Here is a 26717-nt window from a genome sequence, read left to right on the forward strand (position 1 = left end):
GTGACGTCCGGCCCTGCTTGCTGGCAGGCGACGGGCGACATGGCGTGAAGAAGGGACGCCTCGTGATGCAAATGAAAACGCCTGCTCGGGTTACCCGGGCAGGCGTTTTTTTATGATGGCGGTGGTTGAAAGAACGCTTGGCTCAATCCCGGTAGCGGCGCGTCAGGTCACCGTAGGCATCGATACGGCGGTCGCGCAGATAAGGCCAGATGCGTCGCGTGTTTTCACTGCGCGCCATGTCCAGGGTCACCACCAACTGCTCGCGCTGCTCGCCAGCGTGGGCCAGCAGTTCCCCCTGGGGGCCGCAGATGAAGCTGCCTCCCCAGAATTCGATACCCTCGCCGACGCCCGAATGGTCGACTTCGAAGCCCACCCGGTTGGCGACCAGTACCGGCAGGCCATTGGCGACGCCGTGGGCACGCTGAATCAGCGTCCAGGCTTCCTTCTGGCGAGCTTTTTCGGCAGGGTCGTCGCTGGGGTCCCAGCCAATCGCCGTGGGGTAGAGCAGCAGCTCCGCGCCCGCCAGCGCCATGAGTCGTGCGGCTTCCGGATACCACTGATCCCAACACACCAGGATGCCCAGGCGTCCCACCGAGGTGTCGATGGGGGTGAAACCATCGCCACGGGCGGCATCGGCATCGCCGGGGGTGAAGTAGAATTTCTCGTAGAAGCCGGGATCGTCGGGAATGTGCATCTTGCGATACTGGCCCACGCGACCCTGGGCGCGGTCATACACCACGGCGGTATTGTGGTAGAGGCCTGCGGCGCGCTTCTCGAACAGCGAGCCCACCAGCACGATATCCAGCTCTTTTGCCAGGTCGGCCAGGCGCTGCCCGGTGGGGCCATCCAGCGGCTCGGCCAGATCGAACAGCGCCGGGTCTTCGTATTGGCAGAAGTAGTGGGTAGCATGCAGCTCCTGCAGCAGTACCAGCTGGGCACCCTGGCGGGCTGCTTCGCGAATACCGGCTTCGCTCTCTGCCAGGCTGCGCGCCTTGTCAGGCCAGGCAGCCTGTTGAATGACCGCAACGTTCAGCGTGTGTGACATGCCGTTCTCCTCAAGACGTTCACTTCAAGACGTTAGTTTGAAGACATTATCTTCAAGACATTATCTTCAAGACATTATCTTCAAGACATGGAAACAATCGGGGCGAGTGTGCCTTTGGGTAGCTGCATGGTCAGGCAGTGCAGGCTGCCGTGCTGGCGAATCACGCTGACGCACTCGATCGGGATCAGTGTGTGCTCCGGAAACGCCGTGGCCAGGGCTTGCAGGGCAACCACGTCGGCGGGGTCACCATAGGTGGGCACCAGCACCGCTTCGTTGATGATCAGGAAGTTGGCGTAGGTAGCCGGCAGCCGGTGGCCATCCTCCGGATCGAAGCAGGCCTGTGGCCAGGGCAGGGCGATCAGGCGGTAGGGCTCGCCATTGCGCTGGCGGAATGCCCTGAGCTCCTGCTCCATGGCCTGCAGTGCCGGATAATGCGGATCTGTTGGATCGTCGCAGCGCACGTAGGCAATGGTGGTGGGGTCGCAAAAGCGTGCCAGCGTGTCCACATGGCTGTCGGTATCGTCGCCTTCCAGGTGGCCATGAGCCAGCCACAGAAAGCGGTCCACGCCGAAATCTTCTGCCAGCCGGGCTTCCACGTCGGCGCGGCTGAGGGTCGGGTTGCGGTTGGGGTTCAGCAGGCAGGCTTCGGTCGTCAACAGCGTGCCTTCGCCGTCGGTCTCGATGCCGCCCCCTTCCAGTACCATGGCCCGAGAGGCGACGGGGCAGGCCCATACTCCAGCGTCCGCCAGCCATTGGGTGAGCTGGTTGTCGTGCTCGGCAGGGAATTTTCCGCCCCAGCCGGTAAAGGTATAGTCCAGCAGCAGGGGCTGATCCTCTTCGTCCAGCACCGTGATGGGGCCGTGATCGCGCGCCCAGGTATCATCGGTGGGTGCGACAATCAGCTGCAGCTGCGCGTCGGGGATGCCATAAGCGCTGAACGTGGCGAGCAGGCGTTGCCGAGTCGCCTCATCCGGCACGCTGATGATGACGCGTTGATAGCGTGCGGTGGCCAACACAATGCGCTCAAGGGTTGCTTCGATCCGCGATAGCATGGGCGCCCAGTCGCCGTCTGGGCGGGGCCAGGTCAACTGTAGGCCATCCTGTGGATGCCATTCGGGGAGCAAGCGATACGTCTTGATAGCCAATGTCACGGGTACTCGTGTCGAGGTAAGAGAGCTCGCCCAGCGGGCAAGAGGAACGGGCGCAATTTAGGGGGTTGCCACGCAACTTGCAAGCGTTACCGTGTGCCAGGGAACAGCCGCTGCTTTCGCTACTCTAAGGCTGCGTTTGTACATGCAGCCATGCTGAAAAAACCGTACCATGGACGCTCATTATTAAGGAATGAAGCCATGCTTGATCGTTTGCCTTTCCTGGTGGGGCTGCGCTATGTGCGCGCTAAACGCCGCAACCATTTTATTTCGTTCATTTCGCTGACCTCGATGCTTGGGTTGATGCTCGGCGTGGCGGTGTTGATTCTGGTGTTGTCGGTCATGAATGGCTTCGATCATGAGCTGCGCACGCGTATCCTCGGCATGGTGCCGCACACCAAGATCGAAGCGCAGGAGGGTCTGGTCGAATGGGAGGCGCTGGCCAACCGGCTGACGCAGCGCGAGCGAGTGATTGGCGCGGCGCCCTACGTCGAGCAGCAGGGTATGTTCTCGTCGGGTGGGCGTAATCAGGGGGCCATGGTGAACGGCATCCACCCTGACTGGGAAGGCCAGGTGTCGATCATTGGCCAGCACATGCGGGAAGGTGAGCTGGCCGATCTGGTGCCCGGTGAGTGGAATGTGGTGCTGGGCTCCATGCTGGCCAGGCGTCTTGGCGTCGGGGTGGGTGACCGCGTCACGCTGCTGGTGCCCGAAGCGTCGATTACGCCCGCTGGGGTCTTTCCCCGGCTGAAGCGTTTCACGGTCAGTGGAATCTTCAGCGTGGGCGCGGATCTGGATGCCAATCTGGCCTATGCCAACATCGAAGACATGCAGACCCTGGCGCGCATGGGCGACGCCGTAGGCGGGCTGCGACTCGAGCTGGATGATCTGTTCGTGGCCGGGAGCGAAACCCAGGCCATCGTCAGGGAGCTGGGCTCGGGTTATCGTGGCACCGACTGGACGTTCTCCCACGGCAACCTGTTCCAGGCCATCCAGATGGAGAAGCGCATGATTGCACTGCTGCTGACGGTGATCATTGCGGTGGCGGCGTTCAACATCGTGTCCACCCTGGTCATGGTGGTGACCGACAAGCGTGCCGACATTGCCATCTTGCGCACCATCGGTGCCACGCCGCGCTCGATCATGGGTATTTTCATCGTCCAGGGGTTGGCCATCGGCTTGATCGGCATTGCCGTTGGTGTGGCGGTCGGCATTGCGCTGGCGCTGACCATCTCCGATATCATCGGCTGGTTCGAGAGTGCTTTCGGCATCCAGTTCCTCGATGCTGGGGTCTACTTCATCAGCGACTTGCCCTCGCGCTTGCAGTGGAGCGATGTGCGGGACATCGTGCTGGCCGCCTTCGGCCTGACGTTCCTCTCGACACTTTACCCTGCCTGGCGAGCAGCTCGGGTTCAACCGGCTGACGTACTGCGCTATGAATAAGGATGCTCCGATGACTTCGACGATTACTCAACCACCCGCCGTCATGCTGGAATGCCGTGGCCTGACACGGGTGTATAGCGAAGGGCCGCAGGATTTGACGGTGCTGGACCAGCTGGATCTGCAGGTACATGCCGGGGAGCGCGTGGCCATCGTGGGCAGCTCCGGTTCCGGCAAGACCACGCTGTTGAACCTGCTGGGGGGGCTGGATCGCCCCAGTGAAGGCAGCGTGGTGATCGCTGGCGAACCGCTGTCGGACCTCAACGAAGCCGCACTTGGCAAGTTTCGCAATCGCTATATCGGTTTCGTTTACCAGTTCCACCACCTGCTGGCCGAGTTCACTGCGCTGGAAAATGCCGCACTGCCGCTGATCATTCGCGGCCAGGCGAAAAAGGTCGCCGAACAGCGCGCTTTGCAACTGCTCGACCGAGTGGGCATGAAGGCGCGTGCCGACCACAAGCCTGGTGAGCTTTCCGGCGGCGAGCGCCAGCGTGTGGCCATTGCCAGGGCGCTGGTGACCGACCCGAGCCTGGTGTTGATGGATGAACCCACTGGTAATCTCGATCAGACCACCGCCAGCACCATTCTGGACTTGATGGATGAGCTGGCCAAGGAGAGCGCCTGCGCCTTCGTGATCGTGACTCACGATGTGAGCCTAGCGGCTCATCAGGATCGGGTCATGAAGCTGGATGGTGGGCGGCTCGTCGAGCAACTCCAGAGTTAATCGCTCAGGGGTTAATCGTCGAACTGCGATTCGATGCAGGCTCTGCGCCGTCGCCTTTTCAGGCGGCGGCGTTTCCAGTTATGGGAGACGTGCCAGCGCCAGATGAGCCGAATCGCGACGTTGGAGATGATGGCCAGCACGATGGCACTGATCAGGGAACCCAGCAGGAGGGGGGGCAGGATGTCGTGCATCTGCTCGGCTATCCAGCGGGTCGAAATGCGAGAAGGCGCCTCTCGCACCGGAGCGCCCAGCAAAAAAGTACCGATCCGATAATTGATATAAAAGATCAACGGCATGGTCAGCGGATTGGTGACCCACACCAGACCCACCGACAGGGCCAGGTTGCAGCGAGCCAGCCGTGCTCCCAGCGCGGCCACGACCATTTGAAAGGGAATGGGCAGCATGGCACAAAAAAGCCCGACGCTAAACGCGTTGGCAACGCTGCGTCGAGTGAGTAGCCACAAACCCGGATCGGCAATCAACGGCGCCATGAAGCGTAGCGATCGTTGGCGCCGGATGGTGTCCGGTTTAGGCATGTAGCGCTGCAGGAAACGGCGCGGCATGTCAGGTACTCTTGCTATTGGTGCAGGCTATTATCCACATAGCGCAGGGCTTAGGCTACGCTACTGAGGCGAAGGGTTTCGGCCAGGGAGGTGGAATGGGGCGAGGGAGTGCGGTGCCAGCGGCCTTGGCTGCGCTGTTGGGCGGTGCGCTGGCGGGTTGGCTGGGGGCCGAGCGAGACGCCACTTTGGCGCTGGCAGTGCTGATGGTGGCGGCCGTAGTCATGGCGACGACGCGCCCACGCTGGTCGATATGGCTAGCGCTGGTGGCACTGATGGTGCTGACCCTTCAGCAGGAGTGGGGCAAACGACTGCCCGACGGCTTGAGCGGCCAGGACCTGACGTTGGAGGCCCGCGTGCTCCACGTACAAAGAGAGGACGGGAGCAGCCAACGTTTGAGGCTGGCGGTAGAAGCGTGCCGCTCGCCGGAGCCCCTGCTGCCCTGTGATCGGCTGAAGCAAGTGCGGGTCAGCGCCTACTCGGCTTTTCCCTCGTCTGCCACCCAGTCCAGTGCGGTTTACGCCGTTGGCGAGCGCTGGCAGCTGACCGTTCGGCTGCGTCCACCCAGAGGCTTTGCCAACCCCAACAGCTTTGACTATGCCCAGTGGCTGTGGCGTGAAGGTATTCATGCCACTGGCTATGTACGCAACGACCCTGCGCCCGAACGTTTGTCGGAGGCGCCTTTCCAACTACGTCAGCAGGCGGTGGCCTACCTGGAGAGTAATGCGCCAGAGGCGCGTACCCAGCGCTGGCTGGCCGCGCTGACGCTGGGCGATAGCGACCAGCTGACGCAGCAGGACTGGGCGCTGTTGAATGCCACCGGGACCACGCACCTGGTGGTGATTTCCGGTTTGCACGTTGGCCTGGTGGCGTCCTTTGCGCTGCTGTTGGCCCGCCTGGCGGCGCGGCTGATGAGCCCCGGTGACTGGCGTCTGCGCGTCTGGCCCTGGTGGGTGGCGGGGGCGGCTGCCGTGGGCTATGCACTGCTGGCAGGGCTGGCGCCGCCTGCCATGCGTGCCATGATCATGACCCTGCTTGGGCTATGGGTGTTGAGCGGGCGCCATGCGCCGGGCCCCTGGCAGGCCTGGTGGCTGGCATTCGCCATTATCGTGGTGGCCGACCCGCTCTCTCTATGGCGGCCCGGCTTGTGGCTGTCGTTCGTGGCGGTGGGCTGGCTGATCGTCATCTGGCAGGGGCGCCCTCGCCCCCGGGGTATCAAAGGCTGGTGCTGGGCGCTGCTGCGCTCCCAGCTGCTGCTGGCGCCGCTGATGGCGGCAGCGGTGCTGTTGGCATTTGGCCGAGTGGCGCCCGCGGCTCCGCTGGTCAATCTGCTAGCCGTGCCCTGGGTCAGCTCGATCATGGTGCCCTCGGCGCTGCTGGGGTGGCTGCTCGCACCGCTGCCTGGCATCGGGCTGGCCGCCTGGTGGGTGTTCGAGCAAGCGCTGGCGCTGTTTCACTCTCTGCTGGAGATCACGCTGGCCCTGGCGCCACTGTGGCAGCCGCCGCCCGAGCACGTCTACCCGTTGGCGTTGGCCTGGCTGCTGCTGGCGCTGGGCTGGGGATTACCCGCCACGCCCGGCGGGCTGCGACTGCTGGTGACGCTACTGGCGCTGAGCGCCCCCTGGTGGCCAAGTGAACGCGTCGAGGAGCGTCGGCTGGTCGTCACCGTGCACGATGTGGGGCAGGGCCAACTGGTCGAGCTGCGCAGCGCCGATTATCGGATGCTCTACGACACGGGGCCGCGTTTTCGCAGCGGTTTCATGCCCTTGCAAACGCTCTGGCCGCCGGGCCAGGCCTTCGACCTGGTGGTGGTCAGTCATGCCGATACCGACCACGCAGGCGGTGTCGAAGCGTTGCGGGACGAACATCAGGTGGCGGGCTGGCGTGCCCCGCTGGACGAGCCGCTGATCGTTGCCAGCATGCCCTGTGAACAGGGCCAGCAATGGCAGCAGGACGGCGTCATTTATCGCTTTCTTTGGCCCCCGGCAGGACACCAGCAGCTCTCTTCCAATGACCGCTCCTGCGTGCTGGAAGCCCAGCTAGGCGAGCACCGGCTGTTGATCACCGGGGACGTGGGGCGTCAGGTGGAACGCCAATTGCTGCCCTTGTTGGCCGGTGACGTCACGGTGCTGGTGGCGGGCCATCACGGCAGTCACACCAGCTCCGGTGTGCAGTTCGTCCGTGAAGCGATGCCGCGACATGCCATCTTCAGTGCTGGACGCGATAATGCCTTCCAGCACCCGGCCGATGAGGTGGTGCGGCGCTTTCGCCATCAGCACAGCTGCCTGTGGAGTACCGCCCATGATGGCGCGGTGCGTATCCGCCTGGAACCGGGGGTACCCGTGCAGATAGATACCCAGCGGCGTGTTTCCGGCGGCCAGAAGCGGTGTTGAAGCGAGCCACCATAGGGTAGAATCGCCCCACTGCACACTACTGCCGGGAGCGCGTGTGACTGATTCAGGTTGGGTACTCTATAAACGTTTGTTGAGTTATGTGAAGCCACACTGGCGCGCTTTCTCGCTTGCCGTGATCGGGTTTCTGATTTACGCCGCGTCCAGCACCGCGCTGGCCGAGATGATGAAGCGCCTCATCGATGGCATTCAGCATCCCGATGCCGCGTTTCGGCTGTTTCTGCCCTTGTTCGTCGTGCTGATGTTCGCAGCCCGAGGGTTGGGCACTTTCCTCAGTACTTATTTCATGGCCTACGTGGGGCGCTACGTGATTCATACGCTGCGCTGTAACGTATTCGATCACATGCTGCATTTGCCGGGGCGGTTTTTCGATCACCACTCCAGCGGCCATCTGGTGTCACGGGTGACCTACCATGTCGAGCAGGTTGCCGGGGCGGCGACCAACGCGGTGACCATCATTCTCCGTGAAGGGCTCTTCGTGGTGGGTCTGATTGGCTACCTGTTCTGGACCAACTGGATGCTCACTCTGCTGTTCATGGGCGTGACGCCGTTGATTGCCGCTGTGGTGAGTTACGTCAGCAAGCGCTTTCGGCGCATCTCCAAGCGCATCCAGCACTCCATGGGCGATGTGACGCACGTGGCTTCGGAAGCCCTCTCGGGGTATCGCGTGGTGCGCACCCATGGTGCCGAAGCCTATGAAAAGCAGCGCTTCGAACGTGTCAGCGAAGAGAACCGTCGGCAAAGCATGAAAGAAGCCATGACCCGAGCGGTCAGCTCGCCGGTGATTCTGATGCTGGTGGCCATTTCCATGGCCCTGCTGGTATGGCTGGCCATGGCCCCTCGTTTGATGGCCAACATGACGCCCGGTGAATTCGTTGCCTTTATTACTGCCGCTGCGCTGATGATCAAACCAGTACGTCAGCTCACCGAAGTGAACAGTGAGATTCAGAAGGGTATTGCCGCTGCTGCCGAGCTGTTCGGTCTCATGGACCTGGCCCCGGAGCGTGACGAGGGCGACGTGGTGCCGAGCCGCTTGACTGGCGAGGTGGTCATCGACCATGTCAGCTTCCGCTACGCCGACGACCAGCCCAACGTGCTGCACGATATTCAGCTGCGCGTCGCCCCCGGCGAATTGGTCGCTATCGTGGGGCGCTCGGGAAGCGGCAAGTCTACCCTGGTGAGCCTGCTGCCACGCTTCTATCGACCCACCGAAGGCCAGATCCTGATCGATGGCATCGATGCCGACCGCTACGCGCTGGGGCCGCTGCGGCAGCAGATAGCGCTGGTTTCCCAGCAGGTCACCCTGTTCAATGCCACCATCGCCGACAATATTGCGTATGGCGTGGAAAATCCGGACATGGCCGCCGTGAAGGCTGCCGCAGAAGCCGCCTACGCCAGTGAGTTCATCGACAAACTGCCCGAAGGCTATCTCACCGTGGTAGGCGAAAATGGGGTCATGCTCTCGGGCGGGCAGCGCCAGCGGTTGGCGATTGCCCGAGCCATCTTCAAGGATGCTCCGATTCTGATTCTGGACGAGGCTACCTCGGCGCTGGATACCGAATCCGAACGCTATATCCAGAAAGCCCTGGAGCGGGTCTGTGAGGGGCGCACCACGCTGGTGATCGCCCACCGCCTGTCGACCATCGAGCGTGCCGACCGCATTCTGGTCATGGACCAGGGGCGTATCGTGGAGCAGGGCACCCATCAGGCGCTGCTGGAAAAGTCAGGTGCTTATGCGGCCCTGCACCAGCTTCAGTTTCAGGAGCACGAGTGAGCCTGGCGAAGCGCTGGCTCGACGCCGCCTACGGGGGAAGCCCGTGGCTGGCGCCGCTGTTTCCACTAGGTAATTTATACCGTTATCTCATGTGTCGTCGAGCGCGCGATTACCGACGGGGGCACAAGCCCGTCTGGCGGGCGGAGGTGCCGGTGATCGTGGTGGGCAATATCACCCTGGGCGGCACCGGCAAGTCACCGCTGGTGGCCTGGTTGGGGCGCTGGCTGGTCGCGCAGGGCTACTCGCCAGGCATCGTGACCCGGGGGTATGGTGGCACCGCACCCCATTATCCGCTTCATGTTACGCCCACCACGGACCCCGCGCATAGCGGTGACGAACCGCTCATGCTGGTTCAGCAGACCGGGCTGCCCGTCATCGCAGACCCGCAGCGGGCTCGGGGCGCCCAAGCGCTGGTCGAGATGGGCTGCGATATCGTGATCAGCGATGACGGCTTGCAACACCTGGCACTGGGGCGCGATATTGAACTGGTGGTGGTCGATGGCAGCCGTGGGCTGGGCAACCAGCGCTGCCTGCCTGCAGGACCGCTGCGCGAAGGCGTTGCTCGCTTGCAACAAGTGGATGCGGTGATCGTCAATGGCACGCTGACGGCTCCCTTGCCGGTGCCTTCGGTGGCCATGCAACTGGTACCCCGGGGCTGGCGCAAGCTGGCCAGTGGTCAGCACTATCCGCTGGCTCCCTTGCCCTTTACGCTGCCAGCACATGCGCTGGCGGGGATCGGCAACCCGCAGCGCTTTTTCAAGACCCTCGAAACGCTGGGGGTCCATGGGGAACAGCACCCCTTGGCGGATCATCACGCTTTCGATGAGCGAACCTTCAAGCCCATGGCCGCCGGGCCGGTGGTCATGACGGCCAAGGATGCGGTCAAATGCCGTGAGCTGGCCCCGGCGGACAGCTGGGTGCTGGAGGTGGAAGCGCGGCTTCCAGAAGAGTTTGAAGATTGGCTGGCTTCCAGGCTGGCAGAACTGACACAAAGGGGAAGCACCGATGGATAAGGAACTGTTGGCAATGCTGGTTTGCCCGCTCTGCAACGGCAAGCTGAAGTATCAGCGCGACGCACAGGAGCTGTGCTGCCACTATGATGGTCTGGCCTATCCCATCCGAGACGGGATTCCGGTGATGCTGCCTGAAGAAGCGCGGCAGATGGACGCCGATGAGAAGCTGGCCACTTCACCTGGCCGTACCGGGGAGGTGTGATGGGCTCTGTGGCGCAATTCATCGCGGTCGTCCCGGCGCGGTTCGGCTCTTCACGGCTGCCTGGCAAGCCGCTTCTGGATATCGCCGGTGAGCCCATGGTAGCCCACGTATGGCGTCGTGCCTGCGAGAGCCAGGCGCAGCGAGTCATCGTGGCCACTGACGACGAGCGGATCCGTGAGGCCATGCAGGCCTACGGCGCGGAAGTGGTCATGACCCGAGCCGACCATCCCTCCGGCACGGACCGGTTGGCCGAAGTGTCCGAACAGCTCTCACTGGCGGGTGACACGCTGGTCGTCAACGTACAGGGTGACGAGCCATTGATCCCTCCCGTATTGATCGACCAGGTAGCCCAGCGGCTGGCAGATGACCCCGAGGCGGCCATGGCCACCCTGGCCGAGCCCATCGGCGATGTGGATACGCTATTCAACCCCAATGTGGTCAAGGTGGTGCGTTCACTGCAGGGGCGCGCGCTCTATTTTTCCCGAGCGCCGATCCCCTGGGACAGAGAGCAGTTCAAGACTCCGCCCGATTGGCTCACCACCGATGCCTGGCTGCGCCATATTGGCATCTACGCTTACCGTGCCAGCTTTCTGGCCACCTACCGTGATCTGACGGCGTCCAGCCTGGAGCAGTTGGAACAGCTCGAGCAGCTGCGTGTATTGCAGCACGGTCACGCCATTCAGGTGGCGCTGGCCGCGGCGGCGAACCCGGCAGGGGTCGATACTCCGGAGGACCTGGCACGGGTACGCGCCCTGTTGTCGTCATCGGAGGATCGTCCATGAAGCGCGTGCTGTTCGTCTGTTTAGGCAATATTTGCCGCTCGCCCACCGCGGAAGGCGTTTTTCAGCAGGCCGTGGTGCGAGCAGGGCTGGATGACCGCATCACCATCGACTCCTGCGGAGTAGGTGACTGGCACGTAGGGAAAGCCCCGGACCCCCGCTCCCAGGCGGCGGCGCGTCAACGAGGTATCGAGATTGGCCATCTTCGCGCTCGCCAATTGAAAGCCAGTGACTTCCACGAGTTCGACTACGTGCTGGGCATGGATCGCGAAAACCTCGCCGCCATGCGTGCTCTGCAACCGGCCAATAGCCAGGCCCAGGTAGGGCTGCTGCTCGATTACGCCGGGCTGCCGCAGAGCGATGTGCCTGACCCCTATTACGGTGGCGACGACGGTTTCGAGCAAGTGCTGGACTTGATCGAGCGTGCATCGCAGGGTCTGCTCGATGAGTTGCAGCGTGAACGCTAGCGCTGTCTCCCGCCCTGAGGTTCTGATGGCATCCTGGGATCTGACCCAGGCCAATACGCTGCGCTTGCCCTGTGTGGCCGAACAGTACGCGGCGCCGACCACGCTGGCGGCGTTGCAGGACGTGTTGCATCAGGCACGGCAGCAGCGGGGGCCGATGACGCTGCTCGGGGGGGGCAGTAACGTCCTGTTGCCGAGCCAGTTGTCAGGAGTGGTCATTCGTCCTTCGCTCCAGCAGTGGTGGTTGGAGCGGCGTGGCCGGGAGGTGTTGGCCTACGTAGGGGCGGGAGTGAATTGGCACGCCTTGGTGATGGCGCTGGCAGCGCGTGGCCTGTGGGGCTGTGAGAATCTGGCGCTGATCCCCGGTGACTGTGGGGCCGCTCCGGTGCAGAACATAGGTGCCTATGGTGTCGAACTGGCCGACGTGCTGGCGGCGGTGCAGGTGGTCGAACTGGCCTCGGGGGAAGTGCGCTGGCTGGATGCCGAGGCGTGTCAGTTTGGTTATCGAGACAGTCTCTTCAAACGTGAGTTGGCAGGCAAGGTGGTCATTACGCAGCTCGTCTTGCGGCTCTCGGAAACACCCAATCCGCAACTGGGGTATGGCGACCTGGCCGCACGGGTGTCTGCCGCGCCCGACCCGCTGGAGGTGGCGCGTGCCGTCTGCGCCATTCGCCAGGAGAAACTGCCGGATCCCGCCGTGCTGGCCAATGCCGGCAGCTTCTTCAAGAACCCGCTCGTGAGCGGTGACCATGCCCAGCGGCTGTTGAACGACTATCCTGGTATACCGCATTTTCCCCAGCCCGATGGGCAGGTGAAGCTGGCGGCCGGATGGCTGATCGACCAGTGTGGCCTGAAAGGGCACCGCCAGGGAGCGTTTGGCGTGCACCAGCATCAGGCGCTGGTGCTGGTGCACTTTGGTGGCGGTAATCGTGCAGAGCTGCTGGCGTTTGCGGATATCGTTGCAGGTGCGGTCGCCGAGCGTTTTGGCGTCAGCCTGGAAGCGGAGCCACGAGTGATCTCCTGACGATAGCGCATAAAAAACCCCGCCGAGGCGGGGTTTTTTACGGCTGTCAGCATTACTCGGGTGAGTTTTGCTGGGCCTGCTGCTTGCGCTGTTCACGCGGGTCGTTATGAGCCCGGCGGCGGCGACGACGTGGCTTGGAGGCCTCCTCGTCAGCGGCAGGCTCGCCACTGGCGTTGGCGTCGGCCGCTGCCTGAGGGGCTTCGGGGGCTTTCTCTGCTGCTGCGTTTTCTGCAGCAGGCGTCGAGCGCTCCTGAGCCGCTTCCGTGGGCGCTTGCTCCGCGTTGACTGAAGACGCTTCTTCCACCGGTGCGGCAGATGCTGGCTCCTCGGCCGTGGCGGGCTTTTCCTCAGTAGTGACGGAAGATGGCGCTTCAGTGGCTGCTGAGCTGTCTTCTGCTGCTACTGCAGAAGACGCTTTTGAAGGCTCTTCCTCAGCTGCCGCTGAGGCTTTTTCTTCAACTACCGCAGAAGATATCTCTTCAACCACCGCCGAAGGCTCTTTCTCTACCGCCGCTGAGGGCTCTTTTTCAACCACTGCTGAGGGCTCTTCCGTAGTGGCGGAAGATTGGCTCTCATCGGCAGAAGGTGCTTCTGCCACGGTCGTTGAAGACTTTTCTTCAGCAACCGCTGAGGGCTTCTCTTCAACCGCCGCTGAAGGCTCTTTCTCTACCGCCGCTGAGGGCTCTTTCTCTACCGCCGCTGAGGGCTCTTGATCAGCCGCCGAGGTTGGCTGTTCCTCACGTGGAGCTGTCGGCTCTTCTGTGGCTGCAGCGGGCTGCTCATGGGTGGCCGCCGGTGTCTGGGACTCTGTGGCGGATGCGGCGGGGGTGCCGTTGTCGTCTCCGGACGCGTTGGCTTGCTTGGCCGCTTCGTCGCGAATGGCCGGTTGACGGCGCTGGCGCGTTGACTTGCGTGCTTTGTCCGCACTGCTGGCGCGAGCGGTGGCCGTGGTGTCTTCTGCCGCGGCCTCTTCGGTGGCCTCCTGACGTGTGTCAGTGTGCGCTTCTGCCGCTTCGTTTGGCGATTGAGCCGCGGGCTCTTGCGTGGCTGTCTCTTGAGCAGCGGTGGCTTGAGTCGCCGTTTCTGACGCTGACGTGGCTTTCTTTGCAGGCGTTTCAGCGTCTGCCGCTGCTGGGGCAGGGGCTTCCTCAGGTGCCTGCTGGGCTTCTGCCTGGAGCTTCAGCTGTTCGGCTTCGGCCTGCGGGCTCAGTGCCTGCTTGCGTGAACGCTGGCGCGGGTTGTTGCGCGTGCGCTTCGGCTTGCCGTCATCCTTTTGCGGCTCGTCCTGCTGAACGGCTTCCGGGCGCTTGTCGTCCTGCTTGGGCTTGTTGTCGCGGGGTTTCTCGCGACGCTGCTCCGGCTGCGGGGCGCTGCTGGAAGCATCGTTCTGCGATGACTCCTTGGCGGTCTCTTTCTGACGCGTGTTGCGAGGCGTGCTTTCCTGAGCCCGGCTGTCGTCCTGCTGCGGATGACGACGACGGTTGCGGGTGCGGCTGGGGCCGCTGCGCTTGTCGTTGCTGTCGTCGTTGCGAGCAGCAGGTGCCTTGGTGGCATCGTTACGCTGGTCGCGTGAAGCGCTGTTTTCCTGGCGCTCCGGTGCTGAGCGCTCCTGAGACTGGCGCTCTTGCGCAGGCTTTTGACGACGCTCATTGCGCGGCGGGCGGCTTGGGGCTGCCGACTGCTCGGGCTTGCGGTTCGTCGAGCTGGCTTCCTGTGTGGCCGTCGTGCTGGCCTCATCGCCACCCAGCAGCTTGGCAAAACCGCGAATGAAGCGGCCCAGTACGCTGGGTTGCTCGGCAGGCGCTTCGGCCGCGGCTGGTTTGGCGGGCGCTTCTTCGGTTTGCAGCGACTCGGGGGCCGGAGCGTTGTGAGCGATGCTCTTGACCGCGGCTTCTGCCCGCTGAGCCGGAGCTGCGAAGCTGGGAGGCGGCTCTTTGCCAATCTCGGTGTCCGTGGAAAGCTCGAAGCTCGACAGGGTGTGGCTGTCGTCTTCGTCCAGGTGGTCATCGCGCAGGCGCTGAACGTCGTAGTGCGGGGTGTCCATCTCCGGGCTGGGCAGGATGACCACGCGTACGCCTTGGCGTGACTCGATATCCGCCAGCACGCTGCGCTTTTCGTTGAGCAGATAAGTGGCGACCGGCACGGGCAGGATGGCGCGGATCTGGGCGCTACGCTCTTTCATGGCCTCTTCTTCGATCAGGCGCATGATGGAGAGCGACAGCGAGCGCACATCGCGGATGGTGCCCTGGCCGTTACAGCGCGGGCAGACCACGCCGCTGGTTTCACCCAGCGAGGGGCGCAGACGCTGGCGCGACATTTCCATCAGTCCGAAGCGCGAAATGCGGCCGATCTGTACACGGGCGCGGTCCAGTTTGAGCGCATCGCGCATGCGGTTTTCGACTTCACGCTGGTTGCGAGCCGGGCCCATGTCGATGAAATCGATGACCACGAGCCCGCCGATGTCACGCAGGCGGAGCTGGCGAGCGATCTCGTCGGCGGCTTCGGTGTTGGTTTGCAGGGCGGTCTCTTCGATATCGCTGCCACGGGTGGCGCGGGCCGAGTTGATGTCGATGGAGACCAGCGCTTCGGTGTGATCGATGACGATGGAGCCACCGGAAGGCAGTTTCACTTCCCGCTGGTAGGCCGTCTCGATCTGAGATTCGATCTGGAAGCGCGAGAACAGCGGCACTTCATCGGCATACAGCTTGATCTTTTGCTGGTAGGAAGGCATCACCTGGCGGATGAATGCCAGCGCCTCGGCGTGGATGTCGGGGCTGTCGATCAACACCTCGCCAATATCCTGGCGCAGGTAGTCGCGCATGGCACGGATGATGACGTTGGATTCGCGGTAGATCAAAAAGGGCGCAGGGCGCTTGGCGGACTCGGTGGTGATCGATTCCCACACCTGCACCAGGTAGTCCAGGTCCCACTGCAGCTCTTCGGAGCTGCGGCCAATACCGGCGGTGCGTACGATCAGGCCCATCTTGTCGGGAACCGTCAGCTGGCCCATGGCATCCTTGAGCTGGCTGCGGTCATCGCCTTCGATACGCCGCGATATGCCACCTGCACGGGGGTTGTTGGGCATCAGTACCAAAAAGCGTCCGGCCAGGCTGATGAAGGTGGTCAGGGCGGCGCCCTTGTTGCCACGCTCTTCCTTGTCTACCTGAACGATGACTTCCTGACCCTCTTTCAATACTTCCTTGATGTTGGGGCGGCCCGAAACATCCTTGATGAAGTATTCGCGAGAGATCTCTTTCAGCGGCAGAAAACCGTGGCGCTCGGCGCCGAAGTCGACGAAGGCGGCTTCGAGGGAGGGTTCTACCCGGGTGATTTTGCCCCGGTAGATGTTGGCTTTCTTCTGTTCGCGTGCGCCGGACTCGATGTCCAGATCGTAGAGGCGCTGTCCGTCTACCAGGGCGACCCGCAGCTCTTCGGGCTGGGTCGCGTTAATAAGCATCCGTTTCATGTGGTCTCACGTAGCATGTCGTGCCGTCAAACGAGGAGTCGTCGACGAACCGCTGTGTGCTGCGTGCTTGTGCTCGGCGCATGGTTATGCTGACGCATCAAGCCGGGAAGGCATCGTAGCCGACCCGGCCAATAGGGCGTTGAGTACGTGGCGGAGGCAGAACGTGTTTCGGTGGCTGTCACGTCCATCCGGCTCTGCTGACACCGCCTACACCTGGCATTCATCGATTCGTCAACGCCGGTTGTCGGCACAGCGTTGATCTTTGCGCCCCGGCATGACAGCGCCTTGTGACGAATAAGGTAACTGCCTGGCAGGGGCGTAACGTTTTTTTGCCAGTCGAGGCTGGCGGTATTCTTTTCCCTCTGCCGCGGTCAGGCGACAGAGGTGCTGCATTTCATTACGTAGAAGGCGGGCAATGCGTACACTGGCCTGGCCTCGTTGCTCTGACCTGCATGTTGGTCGGGCAGGTGCTTAGGCGAACGTGACGGACAATTCGCTAGACGACAATTTGCCATGCAAGGTGGCTTATTGCGTTTCAGATCAGCAAGTCACGTTGGCCGATGAGCGTCCTGGAATATAACAGTAAAGAGAAGCGTCAGCAATTGACGCAATGGGGTAAGGTCTACGCTAGAATGCCGCTTTTCAATCAAGGTCACTTCCCACCATGTGGTGTGGATGAGGCCAGGAGTACAAGGTAATGTCCGAAGGGCGTGAAGTGCAGTGGGTGGAAATCGCCCCGGAGCAGGCGGGTCAACGAATCGATAATTTCCTTATGACACGGCTGAAGGGCGCCCCGCGGGCGCTGATCTACCGCATCGTGCGCAAGGGGGAGGTTCGAGTGAACAAGAAGCGCGTGAAGGTGGACTATCGCCTACAGGGGGGAGACCTCGTCCGCGTACCACCTCTGCGCCTGGCACCCAAGGAGGCGGTCAAGGAGGTCAGCGATAACCTGCGCGACGTGTTGGTGGGTAGCGTCATCATGGAAGGGCCGGACTGGATGGTGTTGAACAAGCCTTCTGGCCTGGCGGTGCATGGTGGAAGTGGCGTCAAGATCGGTCTGATCGAGGCATTGCGTCAGGTACGCGACGATTTGAGCTTTCTCGAGCTGGTCCATCGTCTGGATCGTGACACCTCCGGATGCCTGCTGTTGGCCAAGTCGCGTGAGGCGCTGGTGACGCTCAACGAGGCGCTCAAGAAGCACGGCATGGACAAGCGCTATCTGGCACTGGTGGCAGGGCGCTGGCCTGCCAGAAAGACCTATGAAAGTGCCCGGCTGGACCGCTTCGATGCCGGTAATGGCGAGCGGCGTGTGCGGGTGGATCCCAACGGCAAGGTATCACGCACCCATTTCTCCGTCGTGGAGACCTTCGAAAAAGTGACGCTCATCGAGGCCGAGCCGGTGACCGGTCGTACCCATCAGATTCGTGTGCACGCTGCCCATGCGGGCCACGCCTTGCTGGGCGATGACAAGTACTCGACGCGGGAAAGCGAGCGGTTGTCTAAACAGTTGGGTCTGGGGCGCTTGTTTCTGCACGCGCGCTCATTGACCTTTCCCGAGCCCGGTAATGGCCGTCCGGTGACGGTGAAAGCACCACTGCCTGAGGCACTGAAAGAGACGCTGGCGCGTGCGCGTCAGCAGGGCAAGTAGGGAGAACGCCATGCGTTACGAGCTGATCATCTTTGACTGGGATGGGACCTTGATGAATTCGGTGCCCAAGATCGTGTCGTGCATGCATGCCGCCGCAGCGGATGTACGCTGGCCGCCCCTGGAAGACAGCGCCATCGAGAACATCATCGGTCTTGGCCTGCCCGAAGCCATTGCAACGCTGTGTCCGGGCATTTCGCCGGAGCAGGCAGAGCGCTTGCGCCAGCGCTACTCGCATCACTTTGTGAGTGGTGACACGACGCCCATGCCTTTTTTCAACGGTGTCGAGGAGCAGTTGGCCAGGCTGCGTCAGCGTCCCCGGCAGCGGCTGGCCGTGGCCACGGGCAAGAGTCGTCGCGGCCTGGATCGTGTCTTTCGAGAAACCGATAGCGGCCAGTGGTTCGACGCCAGTCGTACCGCAGATGAAACCCGCTCCAAACCCCATCCACAGATGCTGCTGGAGCTGCTCGCCGAGCTTGATACGCCGGTAGAGCGTGCGGTGATGGTGGGGGATACCGAATACGACCTGGAAATGGCACGCGCCATCGGCATGGATCGGGTCGGTGTGACCTATGGGGTACACTCTCCCGAGCGGCTGGCGGCGTGCCAGCCTGTCTGGATGACGGATGACATTCCCACGCTGTTTGAATGGTTGCATGGCTGACGCTGGGTGATAGCGGGGCTGAGTTCTATATGGCTACTCTGTATAGCCACTTGTACCTGGCCACTTTTAATCCTGGATCAGGGAAACAGACAGCATGAGGGAAAATCATGAGGGAAATAGTATGAGCGACGATCAGTCCCGCGATAGAGAGCAAGGCAGCCCCTCCCGCGAAGAGCCGTCGGGAAGCGCGCAGGATCCTTGGACGCAGGGACCGCAAGTCGCTGCGACCGCGTCGAAAGCATCGGCCGCAGGTGAGCCGAGCGACGATGCCGAAACGCTGCGCGAACGTCAGCGTCTGGCCCAGCTGGAAATGATGGACCGCTGGATTGGTGGCGTCTTGACCGAGCAGCGCCGGGCGCGGCGGTGGAAGCTGTTTTTCCGTTTCGTCGTATTGACGCTGGTGCTGGTATCGATCACCACGACGCTGTACCGCGTTTTCGTGGCAGAGCCGACCTCAAGCGTGCCGGAACAGCAGCATCTGGCGTTGGTCGAGGTGCAGGGCGTCATTGCCAGTGATGCGCCCGCCAATGCCGAACGCATCATTCGCGGTTTGAATCGTGCCTGGGAGAGCGAGAGCGCGGCGGCGGTCGTACTGCATATCGACAGCCCCGGCGGGAGCCCGGTGCAGTCCCAGCGCATCCATGCGGAAATCATGCGGCTGCGTGATCTGGGTGACAAGCCCATCCTGGCGGTCATCGAAGACGTGGGAGCCAGCGGTGCCTACTATATCGCGTCGGCAGCGGATGAGATCATTGCCTCTCCCGCCAGCCTGGTGGGCTCGATAGGGGTCATTTACGCAGGCTTTGGTTTCCAGGAGGCGATCGATCGGCTGGGCGTGGAGCGGCGTGTCATGACCGCCGGTGAAAACAAGGCGTTTCTTGATCCGTTCCAGCCGCTCGATGAGGAGGTGGCTCAGTTCTGGCAAACGGTGCTGGCGCAGACCCACGAGCAGTTCATCGAGGACGTTCGGGCCGGGAGAGGCGAGCGCTTGAGTGGCGATTCTGAGGTGTTTTCCGGGTTGGTATGGAGCGGTGAGCAGGCGCTGGCGCTGGGGCTGGTGGATGAGCTGGCCAGCCTCGAGCAAGTGGCGCGGGCGCGCATCGGAGAAGCCGAGTGGGAGAATTACACGCCTCGCCTGGACCCCTTCGAGCGCCTGACGCGACGCTTCACCCAGGCGGCGGCGGAAGTGCTGGGGGTGGAGAGCGCCCGCTCGCCGCTGCGCTTCCAGGCCCCCTAGTGGTAAGCCTCCTGGTCGTGACTATGCAGTGCCGAGTGGGTCCATGCCTGCCTGGCGCAGCATGTCGCAAAGAGCGATCAACGGCAGGCCGATGAGTGCATTGGGGTCGCGCCCTTTCAGGCGCTCGAATAGCGTGATGCCGAGTCCTTCCATACGAAAGCTGCCCGCACTGTCCAGCGGTTGCTCCAGGGCGACATAGCGTTCGATCTCGGCGTCGCGCAGGGTTCGGAAGACGACATCGAACGTCTCTATATGCACCTGGTGGCGCTGCTGGCGAGTGTCCACCAGTGCCAGGCCTGTCAGGAAGCTGACGCGCTGGCCTGAAAAACGTTTCAGGTTGGCGCAGGCGCGCTCGGCGGTATGGGGCTTGCCCAGCACTTCGCCTTCGAACAGAGCAATTTGATCCGACCCGATGATGCAGTGTGCCGGAAAGGATTCGGCGACGGCGTGTGCCTTGCTCAGCGATAGTCGATGCACCAGGGCTTCAGGCGTTTCATGGGGCAGCGGTGTCTCATCGATATCCGGCGATTGGCACTGGTAGGGTAGCTGTAATCGGTCGAGCAGGGCTTGCCGCGAGCGTGAGCTGGAGGCCAGCACCAGCGTGGCATTGGGGGCGAGGGGCACGATACTCTCCTGTGAGTGACGAAACGGGGTGGAAGAAAGGGAAAATGCATCGCCGACAGTTTAGCGAAAAGCCCTGACGCATGCCTGTTGCGGCTGTGTGCGAGCAGAAACTGCCAAGAATTATGCTGCTGGCTTTGACACCGGCGGGGCGAGTGCCTATCATTGCGCGCCTATGTTGACCTCACAACTCCCCAGCCGGGTTGAGCCTTATAAGCTTGCAGCCCGCCGCGAACGACTCGAAGGCCTGGTAGCCTTGAACAAGCTGCCACGCCTGGCTGAAGAAGCCGGCGACCAAACGGGTGACTGTCACGTCATCCTTGAGTTTGGTGTCGATGCCCAGGGCCGTCGCGAAATTCGTGGTTCCTTGAAAGCGACTCTGGCGCTGCCTTGTCGTCGTTGTCTGGTGCCGCTGAATCAAGACGTGTCGAGTGATTTCCTTCTGGGAATGATTTCGGACGAAGCGTTGGCTGCCGAGCTGCCTGCCAGTCATGAGCCTGTGCTGGTGGAAAACGAACAGCTGGACTTGCTGACGGTAGTCGAGGATGAGTTGATCCTCAGCTTGCCGCAGGTGGTCTATCACGATGAGACCGAATGCCATGTCTCGGCGGAGCAGCTGGTCAGCAAGACCGAAGGCGCAGCGGACGAGTCCGCTCCTGCCAAAAACCCTTTCGCGGTGCTCAATGCTTTGAAAAGCAGTGGCGCTTTGAAAGGCAAAAAGTAAGCATCACTTACCCTACATACCTTGGAGTAAACACCCATGGCAGTTCAACAGAACCGTAAAACTCGTTCCAAGCGCGGTATGCGTCGTAGCCACGATGCGCTGAGCGCCCCGACCCTGTCTCAGGACAAGGAAACCGGTACGACTCACCTGCGCCACCACGTTTCTCCGGACGGTTTCTACCGTGGCCGCAAGGTGGTTGAGGTTTAAACCTCGCTCGACCTATCGCGCGGCCAATCAGTGTGAGTGCAGTGCGTCTTGCGATTGATGTCATGGGGGGTGACCAAGGCCCCCGTGCCATTATCGAAGGCTCTGCAAGGGCAGTAGTGGAAAATCCTGTGCTCGAGCTTGCCCTGTTTGGCCCGCATCAGCGTATCGTCGCTGAGCTCTCGCGCTTGCCGCAGCCCTTGGCTGCGGCAGTGTCACGTTTGGTGGTCATCGATGCGCCTGACAGCGTAGCGACTGATGCCACCGCCGCCTGGGCGTTGCGCCGGGGTCAGCACACCAGTATGGCGTCCATGCTGCGTCATGTGGCGGCTGGGCACGCCGTTGCAGGAGTGAGTGCTGGCAATACGGGGGCGCTTGTCGCGTTGGCGCGACGCGAGCTGGGCATGCTGGCAGGCTTCTCCAGACCAGCGATCAGTACCGCCATTCCTGCGCGTTCAGGGCGTCGCTGCTATTTGCTGGATCTTGGGGCCAACGTCGATTCACCTGCTGAACGTCTGGTAGACTTTGCCGCCATGGGAGCGGCCATGGCCCAGTGCATGGACGGTATCGAATGTCCGCGCGTGGCGCTGTTGAACGTTGGTTCGGAAGCCACCAAAGGCAGTGCCACGGTGCGTGAAGCAGATGCCTTGATCCGCCGTTATGCAGACCCCGGTTTCGACTATTGCGGCTATGCTGAGGGGGGTGATGTCTTCCAGGGCGAGCTGGACGTGGTGGTGTGTGATGGTTTCGTTGGCAATGTAATGCTCAAGGCAAGTGAAGGTTTGACTCGTATGCTGGTCGAGCGCGTCCAGATGGCGTTTGAATCGCGCCTCACTGGGCGGCTGGCAAGTCTACTGGCCAGGCCTGTACTCAGGCGCCTCAAGCAGGAGTTGGATCCGGTGCGCTATAACGGCGCTAGCCTGCTTGGGTTGCAGCATATCGTAGTGAAGAGTCATGGCGGGGCGCAGGCAGACGGCTTTTATTATGCCATTTTGCGAGCGCTGCACGAGGTAGAGCAGGATTTGCCCACTCAGTTGGCAAAACGCTTTCGCTGATGCCGCCGTGATCGGATGACAATAAACGATATACGATTTTGCGGGCTATTGGAGGCAGCAGGAGATGCCGACACCCGTTGTCAAACGGGGACAATAGCTACGCCTATCGCTCAATTGAGCAAATGCCTACAAGAGCAAAGGTGAACGACATGTCTCAACCCCTTGCCCTCATTTTTCCCGGGCAGGGCTCTCAGCAGCTTGGAATGCTGCGAGAGCTGGCCGAGCGCTACAGCGTGGTGGGAACGACCTTTGAGGAAGCGTCAGATGCGTTGGGCTACGATTTGTGGAAAGTAGTCCAGGAAGGACCTGAAGATGCATTGAACGCGACCGCATGCACCCAGCCGGCGCTGCTGACTTCCAGCGTGGCCATCTGGCGTGTGTGGCAGGAGTTGGAAGGGCCGCGCCCTAACGTGATGGCAGGCCACAGCCTGGGCGAATACAGCGCCATGGTGTGTGCCGGTGTCATGGGGTTTGCCGAGGGTGTGCAGCTGGTACGCCTGCGCGGCGAAGCCATGCAGCAGGCGGTGCCCGCTGGTCAGGGAGGAATGGCCGCCATTCTGGGCCTGGAGGACCAGGCGGTTGAAGATGCCTGTGCCCAGGCTGCCCAGGGCGACGTGGTGGCTGCAGTCAACTACAATTCGCCTGGTCAGGTGGTCATCGCGGGCAGCAAAGCGGCCGTCGAGCGTGCCATCGTCGCTTGCCAGGAGGCCGGGGCCAAGCGTGCGCTGGCCTTGCCTGTCTCAGTGCCTTCGCACTGTGCGCTGATGAAGCCAGCGGCCGAGCAGTTGGCCGAGGCCATGCAGAACATGGAACTGCGTGCCCCTCGCTACACGGTGGTTCAGAATGTAGATGCCCAGGCGCATGCCGATATCGATACCCTGCGAACGCGCCTGATCGAGCAGCTTTACCAGCCGGTGCGCTGGTCTGCTTGCGTCGAGGCGATGACCGAGCAAGGGGCGAGCGTGTTTATCGAGTGTGGCCCAGGCAAGGTGCTGACTGGTTTGAACAAGCGTATCGTGCGCAGTGCCAAGGGGTTGGCGGTGAATGACCCGGATAGCCTGGATGCCGCGCTGGAGCTCGCTCGCGAAGCGTTGGCAAACGGTGCGTGACCAGCGGTTGTTTTCTGCTACCTTTGCTAGTTTGGTGAAAGGATAAACGAAATGACGCAAGAAAAACGAGTGGCGCTGGTAACTGGTGCCAGCCGAGGTATCGGGCGAGCCATTGCGCATGAGCTAGGCCGCCAAGGGCGCATCGTGGTAGGTACTGCCACCAGTGAGTCGGGTGCCGAGAAGATCGATGCCGATCTCAAGGCCAATGGTATCGAAGGTGCAGGCCTGTGTCTGAACGTGACCGATCAGGCCAGCATCGATGAGGTGTTGAAGAACATTGCCGAACGCTTTGGTGCGCCGACCATTCTGGTCAACAATGCCGGTATCACTCGTGATAACCTGCTCATGCGCATGAAGGAAGAGGAGTGGGACTCCGTCATGGATACCAACCTCAAATCCGTCTATCGTGTCAGCAAGGCTTGTTTGCGCGGCATGACCAAGGCTCGCTTTGGTCGTATCGTGTCGATCAGCTCGGTGGTGGCGACCATGGGTAACCTGGGCCAGGCCAACTACGCGGCCGCCAAGGCAGGCATGGAAGGGTTCAGTCGTGCACTGGCCCGTGAAGTTGCCTCGCGTGCGATCACGGTCAATGCCGTGGCACCGGGTTTCATCGCCACCGACATGACCGAAGCGCTGCCGGAAGCGCAGCACGAGATGCTGCTCAAGCAGATTCCGCTCGCTCGCTTGGGTGGGCCGGAAGAGATCGCCGCCGCAGTGGGGTTCCTGACCAGTGATGCTGCAGGTTACATCACGGGTGAAACCCTGCATGTCAATGGCGGTATGAATATGCGTTGATGGCCTTGAGACTGGCGGTTGCGTCAGCTTGAGGGCGTCTATAAACTACCCCGCAGCTTTTGGCTTGCGGTTTCCAAATAGCTGGTTATCTCTAACGGCTAATGTGAACGACTGGAGTACGTTGATGAGTACTATTGAAGAGCGCGTTAAAAAAGTTGTGGCTGAGCGCCTGAACGTAAAAGAAGAAGATATCCAGAATAGCTCTTCTTTCACAGAAGACCTGGGTGCTGACTCTCTGGACACCGTTGAACTGGTGATGGCGCTTGAAGAGGAATTCGACACCGAGATCCCCGACGAAGAAGCCGAGAAGATCACCACGGTTCAGGAAGCCATCGACTACGTAAACGCCCACCAGTAAGGGCTCGGTCGACGCTGTGAACCAGGGTGGCAGGCTGTCACCCATGTTAAAAAAGCCGTCCTGATGTGGGGCGGCTTTTTTGCTTTGCAGTCACAATGAATATACCGTGCAATCTCCGTTATACTAGTCACCAATTTTGTGCTGCAAAATGACCCGGACGGGTCGTGTCACCATGGATGCCTGGAGGAAAACTGATGGCGCGGAGAAGGGTAGTGGTAACCGGGTTAGGCCTGGTGACCCCAGTGGGCAACAACGTGGCTGAATCGTGGGCGAATATCGTCGCCGGTAAAAGTGGAATCGCAGCCATCGAGCATTTCGATACCAGCGGTTTCAACACGCGGTTTGGCGGTTCGGTCAAGGACTTCGATATCAGCCCTTATCTGAATCCGAAAGATGCCCGCAAGATGGATCTATTCATTCAATACGGCATGGCAGCCGGAGCCCAGGCCATTCAGGATTCTGGCATCGAGTGCACCGAAGAGAATGCCGAGCGGATTGGTGTGGCGGTAGGCTCGGGCATTGGCGGCCTGCCGATGATCGAGCAGAACCACAGTGCGCTGCTCAAGGGAGGCGCTCGTCGCGTGTCGCCGTTCTTCGTGCCCGGCTCTATCATCAATATGATTTCCGGTAACATGGCCATTCAGCACGGCTTCCGAGGCCCCAATATCGCGATTGCCACGGCCTGCACGTCGGGTACTCACAATATCGGCTACAGTGCGCGTACCATCGCCTATGGCGATGCCGACGTGATGGTGTGTGGCGGGGCAGAAATGGCCACTACGCCCTTGGGCCTGGGGGGCTTCTCGGCGGCCCGCGCCTTGTCTACTCGCAATGACGACCCGCAAGCGGCCAGCCGCCCCTGGGATCGGGATCGCGATGGTTTCGTGCTGTCCGACGGGGCGGGCATACTGGTGCTGGAAGAGTACGAGCACGCCAAGGCGCGCGGCGCACGCATCTATGCGGAGCTGGCAGGCTTTGGCATGAGCGATGATGCCTATCACATGACCGCCCCGCCGGAAGATGGTCGAGGCGCTGCGCTCTCCATGAGCAATGCCATCAAGGACGCGGGTATCGACCCCTCCGAGGTGGACTATATCAATGCCCATGGTACCTCGACGGCCGCAGGGGACCTGGCCGAAAGCCGTGCCGTCGAGAAGGTGTTGGGCAGTGCTGCGCAAGACGTAGCGGTCAGCTCGACCAAATCCATGATTGGCCACTTGCTGGGTGCGGCCGGTGCGGTCGAGGCGGTGTTCAGTATTCTGGCGATTCGTGATCAGGTGGCACCGCCCACCATCAACCTGGATAACCCCCAGGAGGGCTGTCGTCTCGACTACGTGCCCCACACCGCCCGCGACATGCGCATCGATATCACGCTCTCCAACTCCTTCGGGTTTGGTGGCACCAATGGTTCGCTGCTGTTCAAGCGGGTATAGCGCGTCATGACCATGCCTTGGGTGCCGTTCGATGACCGAGGGCTGGCGTATGGGGATGGCCTGTTCGAAACGGTACTGCTGCGTGAAGGGCAGCCCGTGCTGTGGTCATACCATCAGGCAAGATTGGCCTTGGGGTGCCAGCGGCTTGGTATTCCGATGCCTGCGGATTCAGCGCTTGCCGATACGTGGAAAACCCCCGCAGAGGCACCTCTGGAGGTGCTCAAGGTCATCGTGACCCGGGGCAGTGGAGGGCGCGGCTACGCGCTTCCCGATCAAATAGCGCCGAGGCTACTGAGCCGCAGAATGCCTTTTGCTGCCAGCCCCGAGCGCTGGCAGCCGGGGGTGCGCGTGCGCTTATGCCAACTGCGGCTGGGTCACCAGCCGCAGTTGGCGGGCATCAAGCACTTGAACCGCCTCGAAAACGTGCTTGCTCGCCGGGAGTGGCAGGCAAGTACCATTGCTGAAGGGCTGCTACTCGATCACCGCGATCACGTCATCGAAGCGACCAGCATGAACCTGTTCTGGCAATCGGGTCAGGCGTTGTTGACGCCCTTCGTCGATGGCTGCGGCGTCGCAGGAACGCTGCGGGCTGCGCTACTGGAGCTGGGGTATGTCAGGGAGAGCAAGCTGCCTGTGAGCGCGCTCTCCAGCGTCGAGCGCCTTTGGGTGGGCAACTCTGTGCAAGGTGTGTGGCCCGTGTATCGGTTGGATGACCCGCAGGGCAGCATCTTGCGTACCTGGCCGGAGGTGCAAGGCCCCGACCCGTTACAGCAGGTGGCCCATCCGTTATTGGGCTATCCAGCCTGAATAGTCAACAACGAC

General features: G+C 61.8%; 25 protein-coding genes. 20 read left to right on the forward strand and 5 right to left on the reverse strand.

Features of this window, described 5'->3' with window-relative positions; all coding sequences use genetic code 11:
- Window positions 1-142: 142 nt before the first annotated feature.
- Window positions 143-1045, reverse strand: coding sequence for a carbon-nitrogen hydrolase (locus tag KVY02_RS06880; RefSeq protein ID WP_016913531.1), 903 nt, complete (start codon window positions 1043-1045; stop codon window positions 143-145).
- A gap of 80 nt (window positions 1046-1125) precedes the next feature.
- Window positions 1126-2196 carry an agmatine deiminase family protein gene (locus KVY02_RS06885; protein ID WP_176212869.1) on the reverse strand — a complete coding sequence of 357 codons (1071 nt, stop codon included), beginning with the start codon at window positions 2194-2196 and terminating at the stop codon, window positions 1126-1128.
- 198 nt (window positions 2197-2394) lie between these two features.
- Between KVY02_RS06885 and KVY02_RS06890 the strand changes: the two genes are divergently transcribed.
- Window positions 2395-3636, forward strand: a complete 1242-nt coding sequence (locus KVY02_RS06890) for a lipoprotein-releasing ABC transporter permease subunit (protein WP_016913533.1) — start codon at window positions 2395-2397, stop codon at window positions 3634-3636.
- A 10-nt stretch (window positions 3637-3646) separates the two neighbouring features.
- The gene (locus tag KVY02_RS06895; RefSeq protein ID WP_016913534.1) at window positions 3647-4357 is read left to right on the forward strand and encodes an ABC transporter ATP-binding protein; all 711 of its coding nucleotides are present in this window, start codon (window positions 3647-3649) and stop codon (window positions 4355-4357) included.
- An 11-nt stretch (window positions 4358-4368) separates the two neighbouring features.
- Here the strand turns inward: KVY02_RS06895 and KVY02_RS06900 are convergent, their stop codons facing one another.
- Window positions 4369-4920 (reverse strand): DUF2062 domain-containing protein, encoded by a 552-nt coding sequence (locus KVY02_RS06900; RefSeq protein WP_016913535.1) that lies wholly within the window; start codon window positions 4918-4920, stop codon window positions 4369-4371.
- A gap of 95 nt (window positions 4921-5015) precedes the next feature.
- Here KVY02_RS06900 and KVY02_RS06905 point away from each other — a divergent pair, with 95 nt between their 5' ends.
- Genes KVY02_RS06905 through murB form a run of 7 tightly spaced genes read left to right on the forward strand, consistent with a single transcriptional unit; the run spans window position 5016 to window position 12584 of the window.
- Complete coding sequence (locus KVY02_RS06905) at window positions 5016-7310, forward strand: DNA internalization-related competence protein ComEC/Rec2 (protein ID WP_218314839.1); 2295 nt, start codon at window positions 5016-5018, stop codon at window positions 7308-7310.
- Window positions 7311-7365: 55 nt separating this feature from the next.
- Window positions 7366-9102 (forward strand): lipid A export permease/ATP-binding protein MsbA, encoded by a 1737-nt coding sequence (gene msbA / locus KVY02_RS06910; protein WP_016913537.1) that lies wholly within the window; start codon window positions 7366-7368, stop codon window positions 9100-9102.
- Window positions 9099-10115 carry a tetraacyldisaccharide 4'-kinase gene (gene lpxK, locus KVY02_RS06915; protein ID WP_218314840.1) on the forward strand — a complete coding sequence of 339 codons (1017 nt, stop codon included), beginning with the start codon at window positions 9099-9101 and terminating at the stop codon, window positions 10113-10115. Before msbA ends, lpxK begins: the two co-directional genes overlap by 4 nt.
- Window positions 10108-10317 carry a Trm112 family protein gene (locus KVY02_RS06920; RefSeq protein WP_026001654.1) on the forward strand — a complete coding sequence of 70 codons (210 nt, stop codon included), beginning with the start codon at window positions 10108-10110 and terminating at the stop codon, window positions 10315-10317. Before lpxK ends, KVY02_RS06920 begins: the two co-directional genes overlap by 8 nt.
- Window positions 10317-11099 carry a 3-deoxy-manno-octulosonate cytidylyltransferase gene (gene kdsB, locus KVY02_RS06925; protein WP_218314841.1) on the forward strand — a complete coding sequence of 261 codons (783 nt, stop codon included), beginning with the start codon at window positions 10317-10319 and terminating at the stop codon, window positions 11097-11099. The genes KVY02_RS06920 and kdsB overlap by 1 nt, the downstream gene beginning before the upstream one ends.
- The gene (locus KVY02_RS06930; RefSeq protein ID WP_218314842.1) at window positions 11096-11563 is read left to right on the forward strand and encodes a low molecular weight protein-tyrosine-phosphatase; all 468 of its coding nucleotides are present in this window, start codon (window positions 11096-11098) and stop codon (window positions 11561-11563) included. The genes kdsB and KVY02_RS06930 overlap by 4 nt, the downstream gene beginning before the upstream one ends.
- A gap of 25 nt (window positions 11564-11588) precedes the next feature.
- Window positions 11589-12584, forward strand: a complete 996-nt coding sequence (gene murB / locus KVY02_RS06935; protein ID WP_218314843.1) for a UDP-N-acetylmuramate dehydrogenase — start codon at window positions 11589-11591, stop codon at window positions 12582-12584.
- Between the two features lie 52 nt (window positions 12585-12636).
- Here murB and rne read toward each other — a convergent pair whose 3' ends face one another.
- Entirely contained in the window at window positions 12637-16050 is a 3414-nt protein-coding gene (gene rne / locus KVY02_RS06940; RefSeq protein ID WP_218314844.1) for a ribonuclease E, read from the reverse strand.
- 697 nt (window positions 16051-16747) lie between these two features.
- Between rne and KVY02_RS06945 the strand changes: the two genes are divergently transcribed.
- The 3 genes from KVY02_RS06945 to sppA all read left to right on the forward strand — a co-directional run bounded on the left by KVY02_RS06945 (window position 16748) and on the right by sppA (window position 19596).
- A complete protein-coding gene (locus KVY02_RS06945; protein WP_218314845.1) occupies window positions 16748-17698 on the forward strand; it encodes an RluA family pseudouridine synthase in 951 nt (316 codons plus the stop codon).
- Between the two features lie 10 nt (window positions 17699-17708).
- Window positions 17709-18359, forward strand: coding sequence for an HAD-IA family hydrolase (locus KVY02_RS06950; protein ID WP_218314846.1), 651 nt, complete (start codon window positions 17709-17711; stop codon window positions 18357-18359).
- Between the two features lie 121 nt (window positions 18360-18480).
- Complete coding sequence (gene sppA, locus KVY02_RS06955) at window positions 18481-19596, forward strand: signal peptide peptidase SppA (RefSeq protein WP_218314847.1); 1116 nt, start codon at window positions 18481-18483, stop codon at window positions 19594-19596.
- Window positions 19597-19617: 21 nt separating this feature from the next.
- On the opposite strand, the gene KVY02_RS06960 is transcribed toward sppA, so the two are convergent.
- A complete protein-coding gene (locus KVY02_RS06960) occupies window positions 19618-20220 on the reverse strand; it encodes a Maf family protein (protein ID WP_100730799.1) in 603 nt (200 codons plus the stop codon).
- A gap of 172 nt (window positions 20221-20392) precedes the next feature.
- On the opposite strand from KVY02_RS06960, the gene KVY02_RS06965 reads away from it, so the two are divergent.
- From KVY02_RS06965 to pabC, 8 genes are all read left to right on the forward strand, one after another.
- The gene (locus KVY02_RS06965) at window positions 20393-20941 is read left to right on the forward strand and encodes a YceD family protein (protein ID WP_016913548.1); all 549 of its coding nucleotides are present in this window, start codon (window positions 20393-20395) and stop codon (window positions 20939-20941) included.
- Between the two features lie 36 nt (window positions 20942-20977).
- Entirely contained in the window at window positions 20978-21148 is a 171-nt protein-coding gene (gene rpmF / locus KVY02_RS06970) for a 50S ribosomal protein L32 (protein ID WP_009099300.1), read from the forward strand.
- 41 nt (window positions 21149-21189) lie between these two features.
- The gene (gene plsX / locus KVY02_RS06975) at window positions 21190-22200 is read left to right on the forward strand and encodes a phosphate acyltransferase PlsX (RefSeq protein WP_026001658.1); all 1011 of its coding nucleotides are present in this window, start codon (window positions 21190-21192) and stop codon (window positions 22198-22200) included.
- Window positions 22201-22349: 149 nt separating this feature from the next.
- Window positions 22350-23309: an ACP S-malonyltransferase gene (gene fabD, locus KVY02_RS06980; RefSeq protein WP_016913550.1), complete on the forward strand. Its 960-nt coding sequence runs from the start codon at window positions 22350-22352 to the stop codon at window positions 23307-23309.
- 51 nt (window positions 23310-23360) lie between these two features.
- The gene (gene fabG, locus KVY02_RS06985; protein WP_016913551.1) at window positions 23361-24104 is read left to right on the forward strand and encodes a 3-oxoacyl-ACP reductase FabG; all 744 of its coding nucleotides are present in this window, start codon (window positions 23361-23363) and stop codon (window positions 24102-24104) included.
- Window positions 24105-24228: 124 nt separating this feature from the next.
- Window positions 24229-24462 (forward strand): acyl carrier protein, encoded by a 234-nt coding sequence (gene acpP / locus KVY02_RS06990; RefSeq protein WP_008956801.1) that lies wholly within the window; start codon window positions 24229-24231, stop codon window positions 24460-24462.
- Window positions 24463-24656: 194 nt separating this feature from the next.
- Entirely contained in the window at window positions 24657-25895 is a 1239-nt protein-coding gene (fabF, locus tag KVY02_RS06995) for a beta-ketoacyl-ACP synthase II (protein ID WP_081194088.1), read from the forward strand.
- Window positions 25896-25901: 6 nt separating this feature from the next.
- Window positions 25902-26702 carry an aminodeoxychorismate lyase gene (gene pabC, locus KVY02_RS07000; protein ID WP_100730801.1) on the forward strand — a complete coding sequence of 267 codons (801 nt, stop codon included), beginning with the start codon at window positions 25902-25904 and terminating at the stop codon, window positions 26700-26702.
- The last annotated feature ends 15 nt before the right edge of the window (window positions 26703-26717 follow it).

Origin of the sequence: Halomonas sp. 18071143 (genome assembly GCF_019211725.1) — a bacterium.
GTDB classification, from domain to species: domain Bacteria; phylum Pseudomonadota; class Gammaproteobacteria; order Pseudomonadales; family Halomonadaceae; genus Vreelandella; species Vreelandella stevensii.